15 protein-coding genes are annotated in these 17,100 nt (G+C 70.1%); 1 reads left to right on the plus strand and 14 read right to left on the minus strand.

Annotated features, from left to right (window positions below):
- Window positions 1-247 precede the first annotated feature (247 nt).
- From ACQ3HB_RS00905 to ACQ3HB_RS00940, 8 genes are all read right to left on the minus strand, one after another.
- Complete coding sequence (locus tag ACQ3HB_RS00905) at window positions 248-922, minus strand: HAD family hydrolase (RefSeq protein WP_430916889.1); 675 nt, start codon at window positions 920-922, stop codon at window positions 248-250.
- Window positions 919-2,115 (minus strand): ABC transporter ATP-binding protein, encoded by a 1,197-nt coding sequence (locus ACQ3HB_RS00910; protein ID WP_430916890.1) that lies wholly within the window; start codon window positions 2,113-2,115, stop codon window positions 919-921. The genes ACQ3HB_RS00905 and ACQ3HB_RS00910 overlap by 4 nt, the downstream gene beginning before the upstream one ends.
- Before the next feature lie 6 nt (window positions 2,116-2,121).
- Window positions 2,122-3,423, minus strand: coding sequence for a type 2 periplasmic-binding domain-containing protein (locus ACQ3HB_RS00915; protein ID WP_430916892.1), 1,302 nt, complete (start codon window positions 3,421-3,423; stop codon window positions 2,122-2,124).
- 221 nt (window positions 3,424-3,644) lie between these two features.
- The gene (locus ACQ3HB_RS00920; protein WP_430916894.1) at window positions 3,645-4,589 is read right to left on the minus strand and encodes a carbohydrate ABC transporter permease; all 945 of its coding nucleotides are present in this window, start codon (window positions 4,587-4,589) and stop codon (window positions 3,645-3,647) included.
- On the minus strand, window positions 4,586-5,500 hold the full coding sequence (locus tag ACQ3HB_RS00925) for a carbohydrate ABC transporter permease (protein WP_430916895.1): 915 nt from the start codon (window positions 5,498-5,500) through the stop codon (window positions 4,586-4,588). The genes ACQ3HB_RS00920 and ACQ3HB_RS00925 overlap by 4 nt, the downstream gene beginning before the upstream one ends.
- Window positions 5,497-7,797, minus strand: coding sequence for an outer membrane protein assembly factor BamB family protein (locus ACQ3HB_RS00930; RefSeq protein WP_430916897.1), 2,301 nt, complete (start codon window positions 7,795-7,797; stop codon window positions 5,497-5,499). The genes ACQ3HB_RS00925 and ACQ3HB_RS00930 overlap by 4 nt, the downstream gene beginning before the upstream one ends.
- 291 nt (window positions 7,798-8,088) lie before the next feature.
- Window positions 8,089-9,060, minus strand: coding sequence for a MurR/RpiR family transcriptional regulator (locus ACQ3HB_RS00935; RefSeq protein WP_430916898.1), 972 nt, complete (start codon window positions 9,058-9,060; stop codon window positions 8,089-8,091).
- Window positions 9,061-9,330: 270 nt separating this feature from the next.
- Window positions 9,331-9,645: a hypothetical protein gene (locus ACQ3HB_RS00940; protein ID WP_430916900.1), complete on the minus strand. Its 315-nt coding sequence runs from the start codon at window positions 9,643-9,645 to the stop codon at window positions 9,331-9,333.
- A gap of 60 nt (window positions 9,646-9,705) precedes the next feature.
- On the opposite strand from ACQ3HB_RS00940, the gene ACQ3HB_RS00945 reads away from it, so the two are divergent.
- On the plus strand, window positions 9,706-10,656 hold the full coding sequence (locus ACQ3HB_RS00945; protein ID WP_430916902.1) for an alanyl-tRNA editing protein: 951 nt from the start codon (window positions 9,706-9,708) through the stop codon (window positions 10,654-10,656).
- A gap of 165 nt (window positions 10,657-10,821) precedes the next feature.
- Here ACQ3HB_RS00945 and ACQ3HB_RS00950 read toward each other — a convergent pair whose 3' ends face one another.
- The 6 genes from ACQ3HB_RS00950 to ACQ3HB_RS00975 all read right to left on the minus strand — a co-directional run bounded on the left by ACQ3HB_RS00950 (window position 10,822) and on the right by ACQ3HB_RS00975 (window position 17,100).
- Window positions 10,822-12,213: a hypothetical protein gene (locus ACQ3HB_RS00950; protein WP_430916903.1), complete on the minus strand. Its 1,392-nt coding sequence runs from the start codon at window positions 12,211-12,213 to the stop codon at window positions 10,822-10,824.
- A 79-nt stretch (window positions 12,214-12,292) separates the two neighbouring features.
- On the minus strand, window positions 12,293-12,532 hold the full coding sequence (locus ACQ3HB_RS00955) for a hypothetical protein (protein ID WP_430916905.1): 240 nt from the start codon (window positions 12,530-12,532) through the stop codon (window positions 12,293-12,295).
- A gap of 242 nt (window positions 12,533-12,774) precedes the next feature.
- Window positions 12,775-13,098, minus strand: coding sequence for a DMT family transporter (locus ACQ3HB_RS00960; protein ID WP_430916907.1), 324 nt, complete (start codon window positions 13,096-13,098; stop codon window positions 12,775-12,777).
- Entirely contained in the window at window positions 13,095-13,586 is a 492-nt protein-coding gene (locus ACQ3HB_RS00965) for a DMT family transporter (RefSeq protein WP_430916908.1), read from the minus strand. The genes ACQ3HB_RS00960 and ACQ3HB_RS00965 overlap by 4 nt, the downstream gene beginning before the upstream one ends.
- A 107-nt stretch (window positions 13,587-13,693) precedes the next feature.
- Window positions 13,694-16,162: an acyltransferase family protein gene (locus ACQ3HB_RS00970; protein ID WP_430916910.1), complete on the minus strand. Its 2,469-nt coding sequence runs from the start codon at window positions 16,160-16,162 to the stop codon at window positions 13,694-13,696.
- Between the two features lie 152 nt (window positions 16,163-16,314).
- On the minus strand, window positions 16,315-17,100 hold the full coding sequence (locus tag ACQ3HB_RS00975; RefSeq protein WP_430916911.1) for a DUF4190 domain-containing protein: 786 nt from the start codon (window positions 17,098-17,100) through the stop codon (window positions 16,315-16,317).

Consider the following 17,100-nt stretch of genomic DNA (forward strand, 5'->3'; position numbering starts at 1 on the left):
ACCGGTCACTGGTCACTGGTCACCGGTCACCGGTCACCGGTCACCGGTCACCGGTCACCGGTCACCGGTCACCGGTCACCGGTCACTGGTCACTGGTCACTGGTCACTGGTCACTGTCACTGAGCCTGTCGAAGTGCGAGCACAACTCCTTCGATTTCAACATCGGCCGATCGCGATTCCGCAGAAATACGGGAGAGTCGCCGCAGCGGCACCTCGAATCGAAGGAGTTATGCGTGATGGGGGCCACTCAGGGGCTGGCTGGATGAGACACCGGACCGAGGACGAGCGGCACGAGGTCCGCGAGATCCGCGATGAGATGCTGCGCGCCGGCGGCGAGGAGCGCCTCAGCGGAGCCGTACCCTCCCGTCACACCCACCGCGAGATACCCGGCCGCAACGGCCGACCGCATGTCGTACGCCGTATCGCCGACGTAGACGGCACGCTCCCGCTCACCGCGGTTGGCCGCGAGCACCCGGACCTTGTCCGACACGGACGACTCGACCAGCCGCCACACCTCCGGCACCGCGAGCGACAGCCGGTCGTGGTCCACGGCAGGAGCGGCGGCCGCGGACACGACGCCCAACCAGACACCCGCCCCGTGCAGAACCTGCAACGTGTCGAGGGCGCCGTCGCGGAGGACGGCATCCTCGGACGCCATCGCCTCGTTCCACTCGGCTTCCGCCGCATTGAGTTCCCCCGCCTGCACACCGAGATCGGTGAACATCTCCGCCATCGGCAGCCGGAAGACCGTGGCGAACGACTCCCGATCCACCGATGCCAGCCCGCGGCGGACGAGCGCGGCGTTGAGCGATGCGCGAGCCCGCTCGTCGTCGATCACGACGGTCCCGTTCCAGTCGAAGAGCACCATCGTGCTCTCCCCGGACAGCACCGGGGAGAGCACAACGGCGTCGACGGCCGTCACGCGGGAACGCCGTCGGCGAGCGGACGGGCGACGGACGGACGGGACGTTGCGGCCACGTCGGTGGGGGCGGCATCGGCAGCACCACCGACACCACCGGCCTCACCGCCACCGCCCGCGCCGGCCAGCACCTCGAGCCCGAGCCCACGCGCATCACTGATCCGTGCACCCGAGGTGGTCGCGTACACGTGGACGTCGGCCGGGTCGCAGCCGACGGTCAGCCGCTCCCCCACGACGGGCCGCTCCGACAGCTCAGCCCGGAACGCGACGGGCGTCCCGTCATCGGTCACGAGCTGCACGACGCGGTCCTTGCCGGTCGGCTCCACGAGCCCGACGACGCCGGACACCGTCCACGCCCCGGGCAGCGGGCGGAGCGCGAGGTGCTCCGGCCTGACGCCGAGCGTGATCGGTTCAACGACCGCCCCCGGCCGCAGCATCCCGAAGGCGGAGATCCCCGAGACGGACGGCAGCAGGTTCATCGGAGGTGAGCCGATGAACGACGCGACGAAGAGGCTCGCCGGCGCCGCGTAGAGCTCGTCGGGCGTGCCGACCTGCTCCAGCCTGCCGTGGTTGATGACGGCGATACGGTCCGCCATCGCCATCGCGTCGAGCTGATCGTGCGTCACGTTGATGCCTGTGGCGCCGACCGAACGGAGCAACGAGGCGATCTCGAGGCGCAGGACCGCGTGGAGCTGCGCGTCGAGACCGGACAGCGGCTCGTCCAGTAGGACGATCCCGCTGCGACGGGCGAGCGCCCTGGCCAGAGCGATCCGCTGCCGCTGCCCGCCGGACATCTCCTTCGGCTTGCGGCCGAGCAACGGCTCGACCTGCATCCGACTCGCGATGTCATGGGCCCGCTCGTCCGCTTCGCGCTTGCCGAGCTTCAGCCCGTGCCGCAGCCCGAGGGTGATGTTCTCGAGTGCGGTCAGGTGGGGGTAGAGGGCGAAGTGCTGGAACACGATCGCCGCATCCCGCTCGTGCGGAGCCACGCCCTCCTGCGGCACACCGCCGAAGGACACCGTGCCCGCGTCCTGGTCCTCGAGTCCCGCGATGATGCGGAGGAGGGTGGACTTCCCGGAACCGGACGGACCGAGGATGGCAACGTTCTCGCCATCGCCGATCGTCAGGTCGATCCCGTCGAGAGCCTGGATCCCTCCGAAGGCCTTGCTGATGCCGGCCAGTTCGACGCTCGCCATGTCGTCCTACTTCCCGACGATCGCGTCGATGCTCGTGACGGCCTGCTTCACGGACGTCGCCGTGTCCTGACCGGACTGCATCTGCTGCGCCATCGTGCGGATCGCGTCGTTTACCTGCGTGACCGACTTGCCGGCGAAGCCGCCCCACGGGGTGAGCTTCTTGTCGTAGCTCCACGCGTAGGTCAGCTGCGGGGTCGCCGCATCGCTCTTGAGGAGCGCCTTGCCCGCATCGGTGTCGACCGGGATGTAGCTGAACGAGGTACCCGATGCGCCCGCGACGGCCTCGGGAGAGAGGAGCTTGCCGACGAGTGCGTTCGCGAAGGCCGCACGGCAGCTGTCCTCGCTCAGGACGATCCAGCCGTTGCCGCCGGCGGGCAGCGCGCCGCCCTTGCCGTTGACGCTCGGGAGGTCGACCGGGGTCCAGTCGAAGCTCGTGCCGATGCCCTTCTGGACGGTCGCGATCACGGAGGTCGTGTAGACGAGGAACGCCGCCTTGCCGCCGATGAACTGCGCCATGGCGTCCTGGTCGCCGACGCCGAGTTCGAGGTTCTTGGCCTTCAGATCGGACCAGATGGAGAGCGCCTTCACGCCGTCCTTCCCGCCGAATCCGGCAGTGCCATCCGCCTTCACGAACGTGCCGCCGGAGCCCTGCACGAACGCCTGGCTGAACCAGTCGGGCAGGCCCTGGGCGGGGATGGAGACCGACGGGGCGCCGGTCTGCTTCGAGACCTTCTCGGCTGCCTTCTCCAGATCGGCGAAGGTGCGGATGTCCTTGGCCTTTCCTGCACCGGCGGCGTCGAGGGCCGTCTGGTTCACCAGGAGAACCGGCGCCGAGATCTGGCCGGGGGCGAGGTAGACCGTCTTGTCGACCGTGCCGGCGTCGAGGAACTGCTTCTGGTACGTCGCGGGGAGCGCCGCGGTGTCGATGGGCGACGGGTGGTACGTGTCCACCCAGAACCGCAGCTGGCCGAGGCCCGTCATGATGAGGTCGGGTCGCTTGCCCACGGCGATGTCGGCGACGATCGTCTTGGTGAGGTCGTCGTAGCTCGTGGTCGCCTGCGGTTCGGCGTTCACAGTGACGCCCGGGTACTCCTTCTGGAGGTTCGCGACGGCGATCGTCATCGCTTCGCTCGCCTGCTTGCCGAAGGTGACGTCGAGGGTGACGTCCTTCGGGTTGCAGCTGTCGATCGCGGCGGCCGTCGCAACGGAGGCGTTGGGGGTCGATGCGGCGGGCGTGGCGCAGCCGGTGAGGGCGATGGCTCCGACGGCGAGGGCGCCGAGCGCTGCCACGAGGCGGGTTCTGGGCATGGGGGTACTCCTTGGGGTGTGGGGTGTGTTGAGGGGTGTTGGGGGCGGGGGTGGGGGTCGGGGCCCTTCGACAGGCTCAGGGACCGGGGTCGGGGCCCTTCGACAGGCTCAGGGACCGGGGTCGGGGCCCTTCGACAGGCTCAGGGACCGGGGTCGGGGCCCTTCGACAAGCTCAGGGATCGGGTGGCCCGGTCACTGAGCCCGTCGAAGTGCGGACAGCATCAGCCGGGGATCTCCGCGCCGCTCATGCCCTGGACGAAGCGGCGTTGGGCGACGAGGAACAGGATGACGACGGGCGCGGTCACGATGACGGCTCCCGCTGCGAGCGCCGAGTAGTCGAAGCCGATGTCGCCCTGCTGGAACACGGCGAGCGCGAGCGGCGGAGTCGCGACGCTCGGGCTCCTCGCGATGAGGAGCGGCCACATGTAGTCGTTCCAGTGGGTGAAGACCGAGAAGACGGAGAACGCTGCGATGCCGGGCGCAGCCATCGGGATGACCACCCGACGAAGGGTCTGCAGGTGGCCGAGCCCGTCCGTGCGCGCCGCCTCCATGAGCGAGTCCGGGATCGACATCATCTGCTGGCGAAGGAGGAAGATGCCGAACGCGCTCGTCATGAATGGGACGACGAGGCCGGGCAGGCTGTCCCCGAGGCCCGCCAGGTTCACGCCGATGAACGTCGGGATGAGCGTCACCTGCGTCGGCACGAGGAGGCAGCCGAGGACGATCGCGAGGGCGATGCCGACGCCGCGCATCTTCACCTTGGCCAGCACGTATGCGGCCGGGATGCAGGTGACGAGCTGGAGCACGAGGATCGACACGGTCACGATGACGCCGTTCAGCACGGCCGGCCCGAGGTTGCCCTGCGTCCAGGCCCTCGCGAAGTTGGCCCAGTCGAGCTTCGAGGGGATGAGCGAGATGCCGTCGAAGAAGACCTCGTCAGCCGGCGCGAGGGCCGTGCGCAGCATCCAGTAGAAGGGGAACAGCGAGACGAGGACGGCCAAGGTGATGAGGACCCAGCGGCCGATCCGGACCGCGGTCGCCGCGGCGGTGGAGGTGACCCGCTGCGGTCGATTCGTCAGCGCGGAGTCGCGGCGTCGCGCATCGGGAAGCCCCCCGCCGGGGAGCTCTGCGCGTCTCGTGCTCGGGGTGGCGGTCACTGCGGTCATTTGGAACCTCCCGAGAGGATGCGACGCTGGAGGATGCCGACGCCCACGAGGACGACGAGCAGGAGGAAGGAGAGCGCGGAGGCCGCGCCGAGGTCGAAGTAGCCGAAGCCGAGCTTCCAGCTCATCGTGAGCACGGTCTCGCTCGAGCCCTGCGGCCCGCCCTGCGTCATGACGTTGATGGTGTCGAACACCTGCACGGAGCCGAGGATGGCGAGGACCGTCGCGAAGACGACCGTCGGTTTCATGATCGGGAGCGTGATGCGGGTGAGCCTCGCGAAGCCGCGGATGCCCTCCGCGCGAGCCGCCTCGATGATCGTCCCCGGGATCGTCGCGAACCCGGCGAGGAAGATCATCATGCTGAACGACGCGCTCCGCCAGACGCCGACGAGCGCGACCGTGAGGAGTGAGGTGTGCGTGTCGCCCAGCCAGTTGACCGCGCCGATCCCCACGATGCCGAGCACCTGGTTCACGAAGCCGCCCTGGTAGGCGAAGAGCCAGCGGAACACGACCGCCATCGCCACGAGGTTCGCGGTCATCGGCAGGAACAGCGCCGTGCGGACGAGTGGGCGGCCACGACCGACCGAGTCCGCCAGGAGGGCGAGCACCAGCCCGATGACGAGACTCGGCACGATCGTGAGCGCCGAATAGACGACCGTGTTCCAGATGGACTGGAGGACGGCCGGGTCGGTGAGCACCCGCTGGAAGTTCGCGAACCCGACCCACGCCCACGGTCCGCCGGCGAGCGGCACCTGGAAGAAGCTGGCGACGAACGACAGCACGGCCGGGGCGATCACGAACACGGTGATGCAGATGCCTGCGGGCAGCAGGAGGAGGATCGGGACGAGCGGTGAACGACCGTTGGGGCGGCGTTTGCGCGTCGCGGCGCCGGCCGGCGCGGTCACGGCACTCATGCGAGGGGTCCCGCGACATCGAGCCCGAGGGCGATCACATTGCCGTCGACGCCCACCGCGATGAGCCGATCGCCCGCGTGGACGAGCCCTGCCGCGATCGAGGAGCCGAGTTGCGCCTGGCCGATGAGCGTCCCGTCGAGGTCGAAGCGGCGGATGACGCCGTCGAGCCCGGGGAGCAGGAGGTGCTCGCCGACGAGGACGGGCGGCGCGATGACCGGGTGCGGGGTCTTCGTGTACGACGCCATCGGGAAGGGCGCATCGCCCGTGACAGGCGCGTCCCAGATCGTCTCTCCCGTCTCACGGTCGAGCATCCGGATGCCGCGACCGGTGACGGTGACGACGTAGCCTGCGTCTGTCACGATGGGGCTCGTCGGGCTGAATCCGCCCTCGTGTGCCGCGGTCCAGACGGTGCGTCCTGTCGCCCGATCGACCCTGGTCGTGTTGCCGAAGGCCGGCATCACCACGCTGTCGGTCCGATCGTCGAAGGTCGCCGTGCCCATGATCAGCAGCTGCTTGAGTTCGAAGAAGTCGGCACTGCGGTCCCCGTTCCCGAAGGTCCACACGGATTCGCCCGTGCGGACGTCGAGGCCGATCGGGTGCTTCGGCGTGGGCCAGAAGCCCATCACGAGGAGGTCGCCGACGATGAGCGGAGCGGAGTGGTTGACGAGGTTGTGGTGCGGAGAGAGGTCGGTGCGGCGCCAGAGGACCTCGCCCGTCGCGATGTCGACGGCACGGACGTCGGACTGGTCGCCGAGGAAGACGCGGCCGTCGGCGACGGTCGGGCTGCCCCAGGCGAACCGGCGCAGCGGATCGCTCGACGGGACCCGCCAGACGACATCGCCGGTCTCCGCGTCGAGGGCGGTCAGGTCGCCGCTCACCTCGGCCGCGATCACGAGGCCACCGGCCGGAACCGGTGTGGTCTTGACCGCCGAGGCCGTCGGCGTGCGCCAGAGGAGCGCGCCCGTCGCGAGGTCGATCGCTTCAACGCTGCCGGCTGCGCGGTCCTCGATCTGGCCGCCGGCGAAGACGACCCCCTGGGCCGCTTCGGTGCCATGGGCCGCTCCGGCGCCCTGCTCTGCTTCGCGCTCCACACCGTGCTCGCCGGCGAGGGCGACCGAGACGCGCTGGCGGTGACCCGCGGCAGCGAGCTCGGCGCGCCACAGGACCGACGCGTCGTCCGAGACGTGCGAGCTCGCCGCGAACGTGGACGTCGTCACATCGCCGAGGGCGCCAGCGACCAGCCCGGTCGTCGACGGGTCGACGAGCGTCTGCGTCACCATCGTGATCTGCGCGCCGTCCCAGGTGACCTTCCGGAACGCGGGCGGCGTGTAGTCGAGGCTCGCGAAGAAGCTCGTCGGCGAGTTCACGTGCAGCGTGCCGTCGACCTCCACGACCCGGCTCGTGTGCCAGTGACCGGAGAACGCCGCCTTCGGCTGCCAGGGCAGCTCCGAGACGATCGATGCCGCCGGTTGGTCGTGGAACAGCAGGATCCACGGGCTGCCCTCTGGCAGCTGGGCCAGGTCGGCACGGACCCACTCGTTCTGCACCTCGTGATCGAGACCCAACTCGTGCGTGTGCCAGTCGAGGGCCACGACGTGGAGACCGGCGACGTCGAAGCTGTACCAGCGCGGTCCGAGGAAGCGCTCGTACAACTCGGGCGTGCCGGTGTTCGTGAGGTAGTTGTTGCGACTCACGGTGCTGCCGTGCGTGCCGTTCATGTGGTCGTGGTTGCCAGGGATGACGTGCACGGGCACGGGGCTCTCGGCGAGCGCGGCGACGTACGCCTCGTACTCGTCGGTGAGACCGTGATCGACGAGGTCGCCCGTGATCATGATGCTCCGCGCGTTCGGGGCGAGCTCACCGAGACGGCCGAGGAAGCCCGTGATCTGGTCGGGGAGGCTGCCCTCGCGGTAGAGGCCGAAGTCGAGCGCGTCCGCGTCGGCGTCGGGGCCCTTCGGGAGGGACATGTGCGTGTCCGTCAGGTGCACGAACTCGTACGGCAGCGGCTGCTCCTCCGGCGTGAGCACGAAGCGGAATTCGGGGGCGGTGGGCGCTCCGGCGGCGTCAGCGGCGTCTTCAATGGCGGCGGTCGCATCGGCGGGTTCGGTCGGGACGCGGAACCACCACGGCGAGGCGGTGAACCCGGTGGGACGGCTGAGGACGATGAACCCGCCCTCCCGATCCTGGCGGGGCAGGTCGAAGCGGCCTTCGGCATCGGTCGTGGTGACGACGGCGCCGGTTGCGACGGTGATGCCGGAGGCTGGTTCTCCGGACGAGTGGACGACGATTCCGTGCACGGTGGGATCCTTCGGGGTGGGTGGTGGGGTGCGGGTAGGCGTGGGGGACCCTTCGACGCGCTCAGGGACCGGGCCCCGGTCGCCGGGCGCTCCAGAAGGCGGTGCCCAGGTCACTGAGTGGCGCCCGGTCACTGAGCTTGTCGAAGTGCGGGGTCAGCCCAGCCGGTCACTGAGCTTGTCGAAGTGCGGGGTCAGCCCAGCCGGTCACTGAGCTTGTCGAAGTGAGGGGTCAGCCCAGCCGGTCACTGAGCTTGTCGAAGTGAGGGGTTCGAGTCGTGGAGGTCGGTCGGGTCAGATGCGGTGCTCGATGAGCACGTCCTCGGTGAGGGCGAGGTGGGCGTCGCTCGTCGCGCTGCGGTGGGACAGCGTGACGAAGATCGCGTCGAGGACGGACAGGTGGACGATGCGGCTCGCCATCGCCTCGACGCGGTAGGCGGTCTCTGCGCTGCCTGCGATGATGCTCAGATCGCTCAGCTCGGTCAGCGGCGAGTGGGAGAAGCTCGTGAGCGAGATCATCGTCGCTCCGGCCAATTTCGCGGCGCGCGCCGTCGCGAGCGTCTCGAACGTCGATCCCGTGTGGCTGATCGCGAAGAACACGTCCTCGGAGGTCAGCATGCGGGCAGAGACGTGCTGGGTGTGGACGTCGGGGGCGAAGGTCGCGTCGATGCCGAGCGTCACCAGGCGGTAGGCAGTGTCGAGGGCGAGCGGAGCCGAGGTGCCGACCGCGCCGAACGCGACCCGACGGGCGACGAGCAGTTTGTCGACGATCCGTTCGATCGCGTCGCCGTCGATCGTGAGCGACGCCTGCGAGACGGCTTGGGCGGTGGCGTCCATGACCTTGTGGACGATGTCGAGCGTGCGGTCGCCCTCGGTGATGTCGCCGAGGATGCGGCGCTCGGTGGGGATCGACTCGCTCGCCAGGGTGATCTTGAGGTCCTGGTAGCCGCGCAGGCCGACGCTCACGCAGAGGCGGACGACGGTCGCCGGCGAGGAGTCTGCGAGGGCGGCGAGCTCGCTGACCGACAGGTGGATGACGCCGAGGGGGTCGCGGAGGATGGCATCGGCGACGCGTCGCTCGGCTGGGCTGAACGAGGTGAGTGCCGCGCGGATGCGTTCGCGGATCGTCGCGCTGCCCACCGTCGTCGCCGTGCTCGCCGGGCTGCTCGACGGGCTGCTCGCCGACCTGCTGGACGTCGCGTTCGGGAGGCCCGTCTCGGCATCGAGTGCCGGGGAGTCGCTCGCGATGGAAGAAGTTTTCGTCACAACCCGAAGCTACGAGCGGAGTGTGAACCTCAGCCTTCCCGAAGATGAACGGCGGATGCTGATTTCATGACGAGCGTCTTCCTGAAACTTGATTTCAGTCGCTCCGCCGACTTCGTCCGCCCCGGTCACTGAGCCTGTCGAACTGCGAGCACAACTCCTTCGATTTCGACATCGGCCGATCGCGATTCCGCAGAAATACGGGAGAGTCACCGCGGCGGCACCTCGAATCGAAGGAGTTATGCGTGATGGAGCCCGTCGAAGAGCGTGAGCTCAGCCGTCGTTGACCTCGGCGCCCTCCGCATCGCGTGCGCCATCGGTATCAGCGTCAGCGTCAGCGTCCACAGCAGCGGCCTCCCCCGCGTCCGGCGCCTCGTCGCGCACCGTCCGCGACCCCTCGCCCACGAGCTTGGAGGTGTCGATGTCGGCGCCCTCCCACTCGAGCTGCTCCTCATCGGAAACCGTCTGATCGTCCTGCCCGTGCTGCGTGTCGCCCATCGTGCGCTCCTCATCGGTGTCGCTGTCGTCGTCGTGGTCGCGGCAGTCCGGCCCATTGCTCCGCGCCGTCCACCACCACGTGCGCCCCACGGTAGTTCGACGGCCCGATGCACCGCGCGGGGTTGACGGATGCCGGATACGGTGGGAGTGATGAGCACTCCAGACCAGACCCCCGAACCCGTTCCGGCCCCGTTCAGCGCGACGTTCGCGGCGGCGATCCCGCCCGTGGACACGCGGGTGACCTACCCGGCCGGCGGTGTCGCATCGGCCGGCGTCGTCCTGCTCGCGCAGGTGGTGGAGGGCCGGCTCCTCGTCGTGCTCGACGAGACCGCCGTCCACCCTGTTGATGCGACGTGGCCGGATCAGCCCGCCGATCACGGCACGCTGACGATCGGCGGCGCGGAGCTGCCGATCGTGGACGCCGTCGTCGGTGCGACGGATGGCGAAACCGTGTTCGTCGGTGCGCACGTTCCCGTGAAGAAGGGGACGGAGGGGTGGGGGTTCCTCGTCGTGCACGTGCTCGAAGCACCGGAACCGACCGCTGCGAACGCCGCTCTCGTTCCCGGCGCCGCCGCCCACGTGAGCGTCGACGCCGAGCTGCGACGCGCCCTGTCGTTCGGGCACACCGCCTGCCACCTCGCATCGCTCGCACTCAACGCGGCACTCGCACCGACGTGGAAGAAGGAGACGGCGCCGGACGCGTTGGGCCGACCCGATTTCGACGGGCTCGCGATCGAGCGTTCTCGCATCGGTCCGTTCGGTTCCGTCGACCGCTATCGCATCGGCAAGTCGTTGCGGCGGAAGGGGTTCGATCCGGCATCGCTCGACGACCCGTCCTCGCTCACCGACCAGGTCGATGCGACCCTCGCCGCCTGGGTGGCGTCCGACGGCGCTGCTCGCATCGACGCCCCGGGTGACACGCTGACCGCACGGCGCACGTGGCACTGCGAGCTGCCCGACGGCATCGCGGAGCTGCCATGCGGCGGGACCCATGTGGACGGGCTCGCGAGCATCGGCACGGTGAGCGTCGCGCTCGAGACCGCGACGGTCGACGGCGCGCTCCTGCTGACCATGCGCACCTCGGTGGTCCCGCGCGGCTGAGCCCGCGCCCTCCGCCTGCCACCCCGTCCCCTCCGTTTTCAGGACGAGGTGGACGCCAAGTGCAGAGTGCGCTCGAAGTGCACCTCGTCCCGAAAACGGCGGATTCAGGGGTCGGGACCGGGCGATGGAGGAGGGCGTCTCGGAGTCGGCTCGCAGACCGCGTGGTCAGGAGGTCGGGGCGAGGTCGTCGATGCGAGCGCGTACGGCCGCATCCATCCGGCGCAGGCTGAACAGCATCGCCTCCGCCGCTTCATCCGGAACCGCCGTGGCCCCGGTCCCGGAAGTGTCGGCGCGAGCGGAGCGGATGGCCCGCCGCAGCTCGATGAGGGCCTGCTCGGACGCGTCGAGGACCTCATCGTCGGCGTCGCGCGCGTCCCAGGCGCGGAGCATTCCGGCAACTCCGCGTGCCGCATCGGCGATCGGCTCGCGCACGCCCACCGGGAACTCGACGGCGACGGGTGCGCTCCACAACGCTGCGGCGACCGTGTCGCCGAGCTCGGTCATCGACATGGCGATGCGACGAAGCGCGGCCACATCGGCGACGTCCTCCGCCACGTCGTACCGTTGCAGCTTGGCTCGCGGGTTGACGCGGCGGCTGTCGTGGGCGTCCCGCACGCGCGACTCCACGGCCTCGACCTCCTGGAGGAGCCCGCGGACCGACGTCAGCCACTGCGGGACCTCCGGCTCGGCTCGCTTCGTGGGCGCCGTCGACTCGTCGCGGGCGGCGGTCGCTTCGCCGTCCGCGGTCACTTCGCCGTCGGCGGACTCGTCGGGTGCCGGTCTCGTCACATCGGCGAGGACGGATTCACTCGGCGTCTCGTCGGCGGGATCGATGCGGGGTGCGTGGCCCCCCTCTGCCCGCGCGCCAGCTCGGTCGGCTCGGACGCCCCGCCCGCTCGCCTTGATGCCGTCCGTCCCGTCGCGTCCCGCCCCGTCGGCATCGCTCATCGCATCGCCGCGGGCAACGGCATCGCCCGGCCAGTCCGTGTGGAGGGTCTCCGCCATCGCATCGAGGTCGTCGGCGATCGTCCGGCGGAGCACGATGATGCCCGCGGCGGACTCGCGCTGATAGAGCGGCGGGACGATCAGCAGGTTGACGCCGAGGCCGACGACCATGCCGAGCGCCATCTGCAGGAGGTAGCCGACCGAGAAGTCGTTGGCGTCCGACCCGCCGATGATGAGGACGAAGAGGGCGGCGATCGGCACGTAATCGCGCCCCGGTCCGAGGCCGGGCAGGCCGGACAGCACGGTGCCGAAGCCGACCGCCGCCGCGACACTCACCCAGCCGGGCACACCGAACGCGATGAGCACCCACGCGATCCCGATGCCGACTGCCAGTCCCGCTGCGGTCTGCAGGCTGGTGCGGACGGACGTCATGAGCGTCGGCGCCATGCTCACGAGCGCGCCGAGCGGGGCGTAGTAGGAGTAGTCGCCGACCTCTCCGGGCAGCAGATGGCCGAGGTTCCAGGCGAGGGTCGCGGCGAGCGCGGTCTTCGCGGCGACGAGCAGCCGCCACGGTCGGAACGCGGGTGCGATCGCCCGCCACACCCGCTTCATGCTCGCGAGGGGTCGCAACTGGCGGGTGCGGACCCCCTCCGACCCGCCATATGCGACCCCTCGCGGGCTCGGACGGGGGTCAGGAGTCGGCGTCCTCGGCGCGGAGGACGGCGGGATCGGCCGGATCGGCGCCTGGGCGGACCGCCGCGTCGTCGAGGATGTCGATGCGCCGGACCCCGTCACCCCTGTCGGTCACGGCGATGCGCGGTGCTGCATCCTCCTCGGTCGCGTTGGGCGCGGTCGTCAACTGATCGTGGCGGGCGGCCGCTTCTTCGGCATCGCTCAGGGGTCGCTCGTCGTGCACGTCTGCTTCGCTCATGCCGCCACGGTACCGTCCGCCCCGCCGCCCGCCCGGGGCTTGACTCCGCCCTTCCCTCGTGAGCCGCCCTGCCCAACCGGGTGTGCACAATTCCGGAACAGGTGTGACAGGAGTGACGACGGAAGCGCTTACCGGGCCGAACAAGCGCTTTCCGGAGCAAGAGTTCCGGAATTGTGCCCTTCGACAGGCTCAGGGACCGGGCGGGAGGGACAGGCGGGCGGGACAGGCGAACGGGCCCATCGTCAGTGCGCGGCGCCGAGCTCCACGAGCAGCACACCACCGACGATGAGCACGACACCGACGCTCATCACCCAGGTCAGCGGCTCCTTGAACAGGATGCGGCTGAGGATCGCGGTGAGCGCGACCCCGCACGCCGCCCACACACCGTACGCGATGCCGACGGGCATCCCTTGCGCGAGCACAACGCCGAGCAGGGTGAACGCCGTGAGATACCCGACCACGATGGGAGCGATCCACCGTTTCCGCTTGAGACCGTTCGACGCGTTGAGCGAGAGCGTCGCCCCGACCTCCGAGATGATCGCGCCCGCGAGCAGGAGCCACGTCATCCGTTCACGCCCGATCCGTCGATGCGCTGTTCAGCGGTTCCGGGCGTCGCTGCGGAGCCGGACCCCGCGGCCCCAGCAGACCCCGCGGCCCCAGCGGACCCCGCGACCCCCGCGGCCCCAGCAGGCTGCGCGGCCTCAGCGGCACGGCGCCGATCCATCGCCCTCTGCGAACCGAATTCGAGCAGCAGCACCCCGCCGATGATGAGGACGATGCCGATGCCGGTCGTCCAGCTGAGCGCGTCGCCGAAGATGAGCGCGCCGAGCACCGCGACGAGTGCGATCCCGGTCGCGGCCCAGGTGCCGTAGGCGACGCCGAGCGGCATCCCGCGGGCGAGGATCGTGGACAGCGACCAGAACGCGCCGAGGTAGCCGATGACGACGGGCACGTACCAGCCCGGGTGCGTGAATCCTGCGGCGGCTCGGAGCGAGAGCGTCGCGATGACCTCGAGGAGGATCGCACTGCCGAGCAGCAGCCAGTTGAGACGCATCCCCCAACGCTAGCGCTGGATCCGACCGTCGATCCCCCTGGACGCCCCGGCCGGGGAAACGGTTCGGGAACACTCCGCGAACGGTCGGTTCCTCTGGTCTCTCGCGGCTACATGACCCCCGCCGCCACGAACGCCTGCTGGATGACTCCGGCGATGTGCTCCGCGTACGCGGGCGTCAGGTGCACGGTGTCGTACTTCGTCGGGAACGTGCCGGCGAACGCGGGACACACGCCGTCGGCGCAGCTGAACGGGAGCGAGCTGATCCAGTGGTCGCCCGATGCGGCAGTCGCGGCCTCCGTCGCCGTCGCGAACGCGCTCCACGCGGCATCGACCGGCACATCGCAGTCCCGAGGACTCGACACGGGCGAGTAGCACTGGCCGAGATCCGCACCGAGCGGCGGTGGGGCGAGGTACACGATGCGGCCGGCGACGTCGTACGAGGCGGCTTCGCGGGCCGTCGCGGCGACGAGGTCGTCGGTCGAGAGCGGCTGCCGGTCCGGCGTCTGCCCGAGCGCGTACGCGTTGGACACGACGACGAGTCGCGGCGCATCGGCGGTGATCAGATCGGTGATGTCCTGCTTCCGCGTCTGGCACGCGTCCATCACGCCGGCGCCGTCGTTCTGCACGGAGACGTCGGTGAAGCGGCACCCGTAGAGGCCGATCGTCGTCACTCGCCACTGCCCCTGGCTGGCTTCGGCGATGGCGCGGAACGCGGGCGCGTAGGCGAGCGCGGTCGAGTCGCCGACCACGAACATGTGGTTGGGCGCGTTGGGGTCGCCCCAGGTGCACCCGCCCGGATCGGGGGTGTCGCCCACTTCGAAGCAGTGGAGCGCGGGGTTGTCGTTCGAGGAGCGGGCGATGGCGTCGTCGAGCGAGGGCGACAGATCGGTGGGCCAGCTGGTCGCGGCGACGGCGGCGGCGAGATCGGCTTGGAGGCGAGCGGAGGCATCGGCGGAGGCGTCGAGCGGCGCGATGGGCGCCTGCCCGGGAAGGGTGACCCGGAGCGGCCCGGCGCCGATCACGACGACGCCCGCGAGGATGACGACCCCGAACGATGCCAGGAGGAACTGCGAGCCGAACCGCCCTCGCCAAGCCGTCCACGCCGCGCGCCGCGCATCGCTCCGTTCGGTCGACGAACCGGCGAACCGCTGCAGCCACGGCGAGCGGTGGAACGGCTGTTCGACGAGCAGGAACGAGAGGACGGAGAGCACGGCGATGAGGCCGAGGACGACGAGTGTCCGAGTGGTCGAGGCGTCCGGGAGGAGCATCGGCACGAAGACGAGCACGGGGAAATGCCACAGGTACAGCGAGTACGAGATCGTCCCGATCCACACGCTGACGGGGTTGGTCAACGGGAAGAGGGTCCGTTGCGCACTCTGGTCGGACGGCTCCGTGCCGTTCGTCCCACCGATGCCGCCGAGGATCACCAGCAGCGTCGCGGCCACGGGCAACGCCGCCCACGGCCCCGGGAACGGTGTCGCATCGCCGATGACGAAGCACGCCACGACGATGCCGGCGAGTCCCGCCCACCCGAGCAGCCCTCGGAGCAGAGCGGGCGTCTTCGCGATCCAGGGCGCCACGATGGCGAGAAGCGCTCCGGCACCGAGCTCCCACGCACGGGAGAGGGTCGAGAAGTAGGCGACGGTCGGCGTCGTCACGGTCTCCCACATCGCGAAACCGAACGATGCGACGACGAGCGCGAGCATCACGGTCCCGAGGACGAACCGTCGTCGGTCGACCGTCCGCGAGAGCTTCACGGCGAGGGCCAGCACAGCCACGAGGATGATCGGCCACACGAGGTAGAACTGCTCCTCAACGGACAACGACCAGAAGTGCTGCAACGGGGAGACGGCGTTCCCCGCTTGGAAGTAGTCCGTGCCTTCCGCCGCGAATCGCCAGTTCGAGACGAACAGGAGCGAGGAGAGGACGTCCCACACGGTCGACATCGCGCGCGGCCGGTTGAAGAGGAGGAAGGCGAGGGCGACCGTCGCGACCAGGACGGTGAGGGCGGCCGGGAAGATGCGACGGATGCGACGGCCGAAGAACGCGACGAGCGAGACGCGGCCGGACCGATCGTGCTCGCGCAGGAGCAGATCCGTGATGAGGAAGCCGGAGACGACGAGGAAGACGTCGACGCCGATGAACCCGCCCGTCGGCCAGAGCAGGACGTGGTTGAGGATAACCGCGATGACGGCGAGCGCTCGCAGGCCCTGGATGTCGCGGCGGAGGACGGTCCGGGGCTTGGGTGCGGGGTGGGCCGATTCAGCGGTCCGGCTGACGGGTGGGTCGGCTCGGTCGGGTCTGTCCGGTCCGTCTGTCAGCTTGGGCCGGGTTGCCGAGCCGACCGCGTCAGGCGTGTGTGCCGGGGTGGGCGCGTTGGGCGCGCCTGCCGGTCCTGCCCGGTTCGGCAGCCTCGCATCGGACGGTCTCGCATCGGGCTGCCGCGCATCGGTCTGTCTCGCGTCGGACGGCTTCACGCCTTCGCCGCGTTCGATCCGATTCCACGTGGCCCCCGGACGCGATGGTCGTGGGCGCGGCGGACGGGGCGGTGTGCCGGATCCGTTCGAATCGGTCATGCGTCTTCCGGTTGTGGTCGTGCGGGTTCAGCGGCGGGTTCGGGTGCGCAACGCGGGGTCGATCCTCCGTGTTCAGGAAAAAGCGCAGGCCGAGCGCACGCTGCACTCGCCTGCGGATCTTCCTGCAACGGAGCCCACGCCGGTCACGCCGGTCAGGAGTAGGAGGAATACCCCGTCGTCGCCGTGCCGACCGCGATGCCGCCGACGAGCAGGACCCAGAAGACGACGAGGAGCGTCCACCCGAGGATGAACAGGCCGTTGAGGATGATGCCGGTGACCGCCATCCCTCGACCGGCGGGCTCGCGCTTCGCCCCGAGGATGCCGAGGACGAGACCGACGAGCGGCAGCACGAAGGTGAAGCCGAGGAACAACGACACGAGACCGATGACCATGCTCGAGAGGCTGAGCCCCTTCGGTTCCGACGGCGCGAAGTACACGGGGGTCGCCTGCACGAAGGTCGGCTGCTGCGGGTAGCCGGCCTGCTGGTACGCAGCCTGCGGGTATCCGGCTTGGCCGTACGGCTGCTGCGCCGCGAGCTGGACGCCTGGCTGTGCCATCGGCTGCCCGTATCCGGCCTGCGCGTATCCGGGCTGCGGGTACCCGGCATGCTGGTAGCCGGCCTGCGGGTACCCCGGCTGCGCATACCCGCCCTGCTGGTACCCGGGCTGCGCCGAGAACTGCTGCGGATACCCCGGCTGCACGGGCGGCTGCTGGTACGACTGCACCTGGTGCGGAGCGGACGGTACCTGCTGCCCGGCGGGGATGTGCGGCTGCGGCGCCGTCTCCGGAGTGGGCGACGACGGCGGTGTCGGAGGTGCGAGCGGCGGGGGCGGTGTGGTGGGCGGGCTCGACGGCGGTGTCGGCGCGTTCGGCTGATCGGGAGTGGGGATTCCCTGGGAGACCTGCGCTCCTGCGGAGTCCTGGTCGGGGTTGCTCAT

Origin of the sequence: Plantibacter lichenum (genome assembly GCF_050587525.1) — a bacterium.
In the GTDB taxonomy this organism is placed as follows: Bacteria; Actinomycetota; Actinomycetes; order Actinomycetales; family Microbacteriaceae; genus Plantibacter.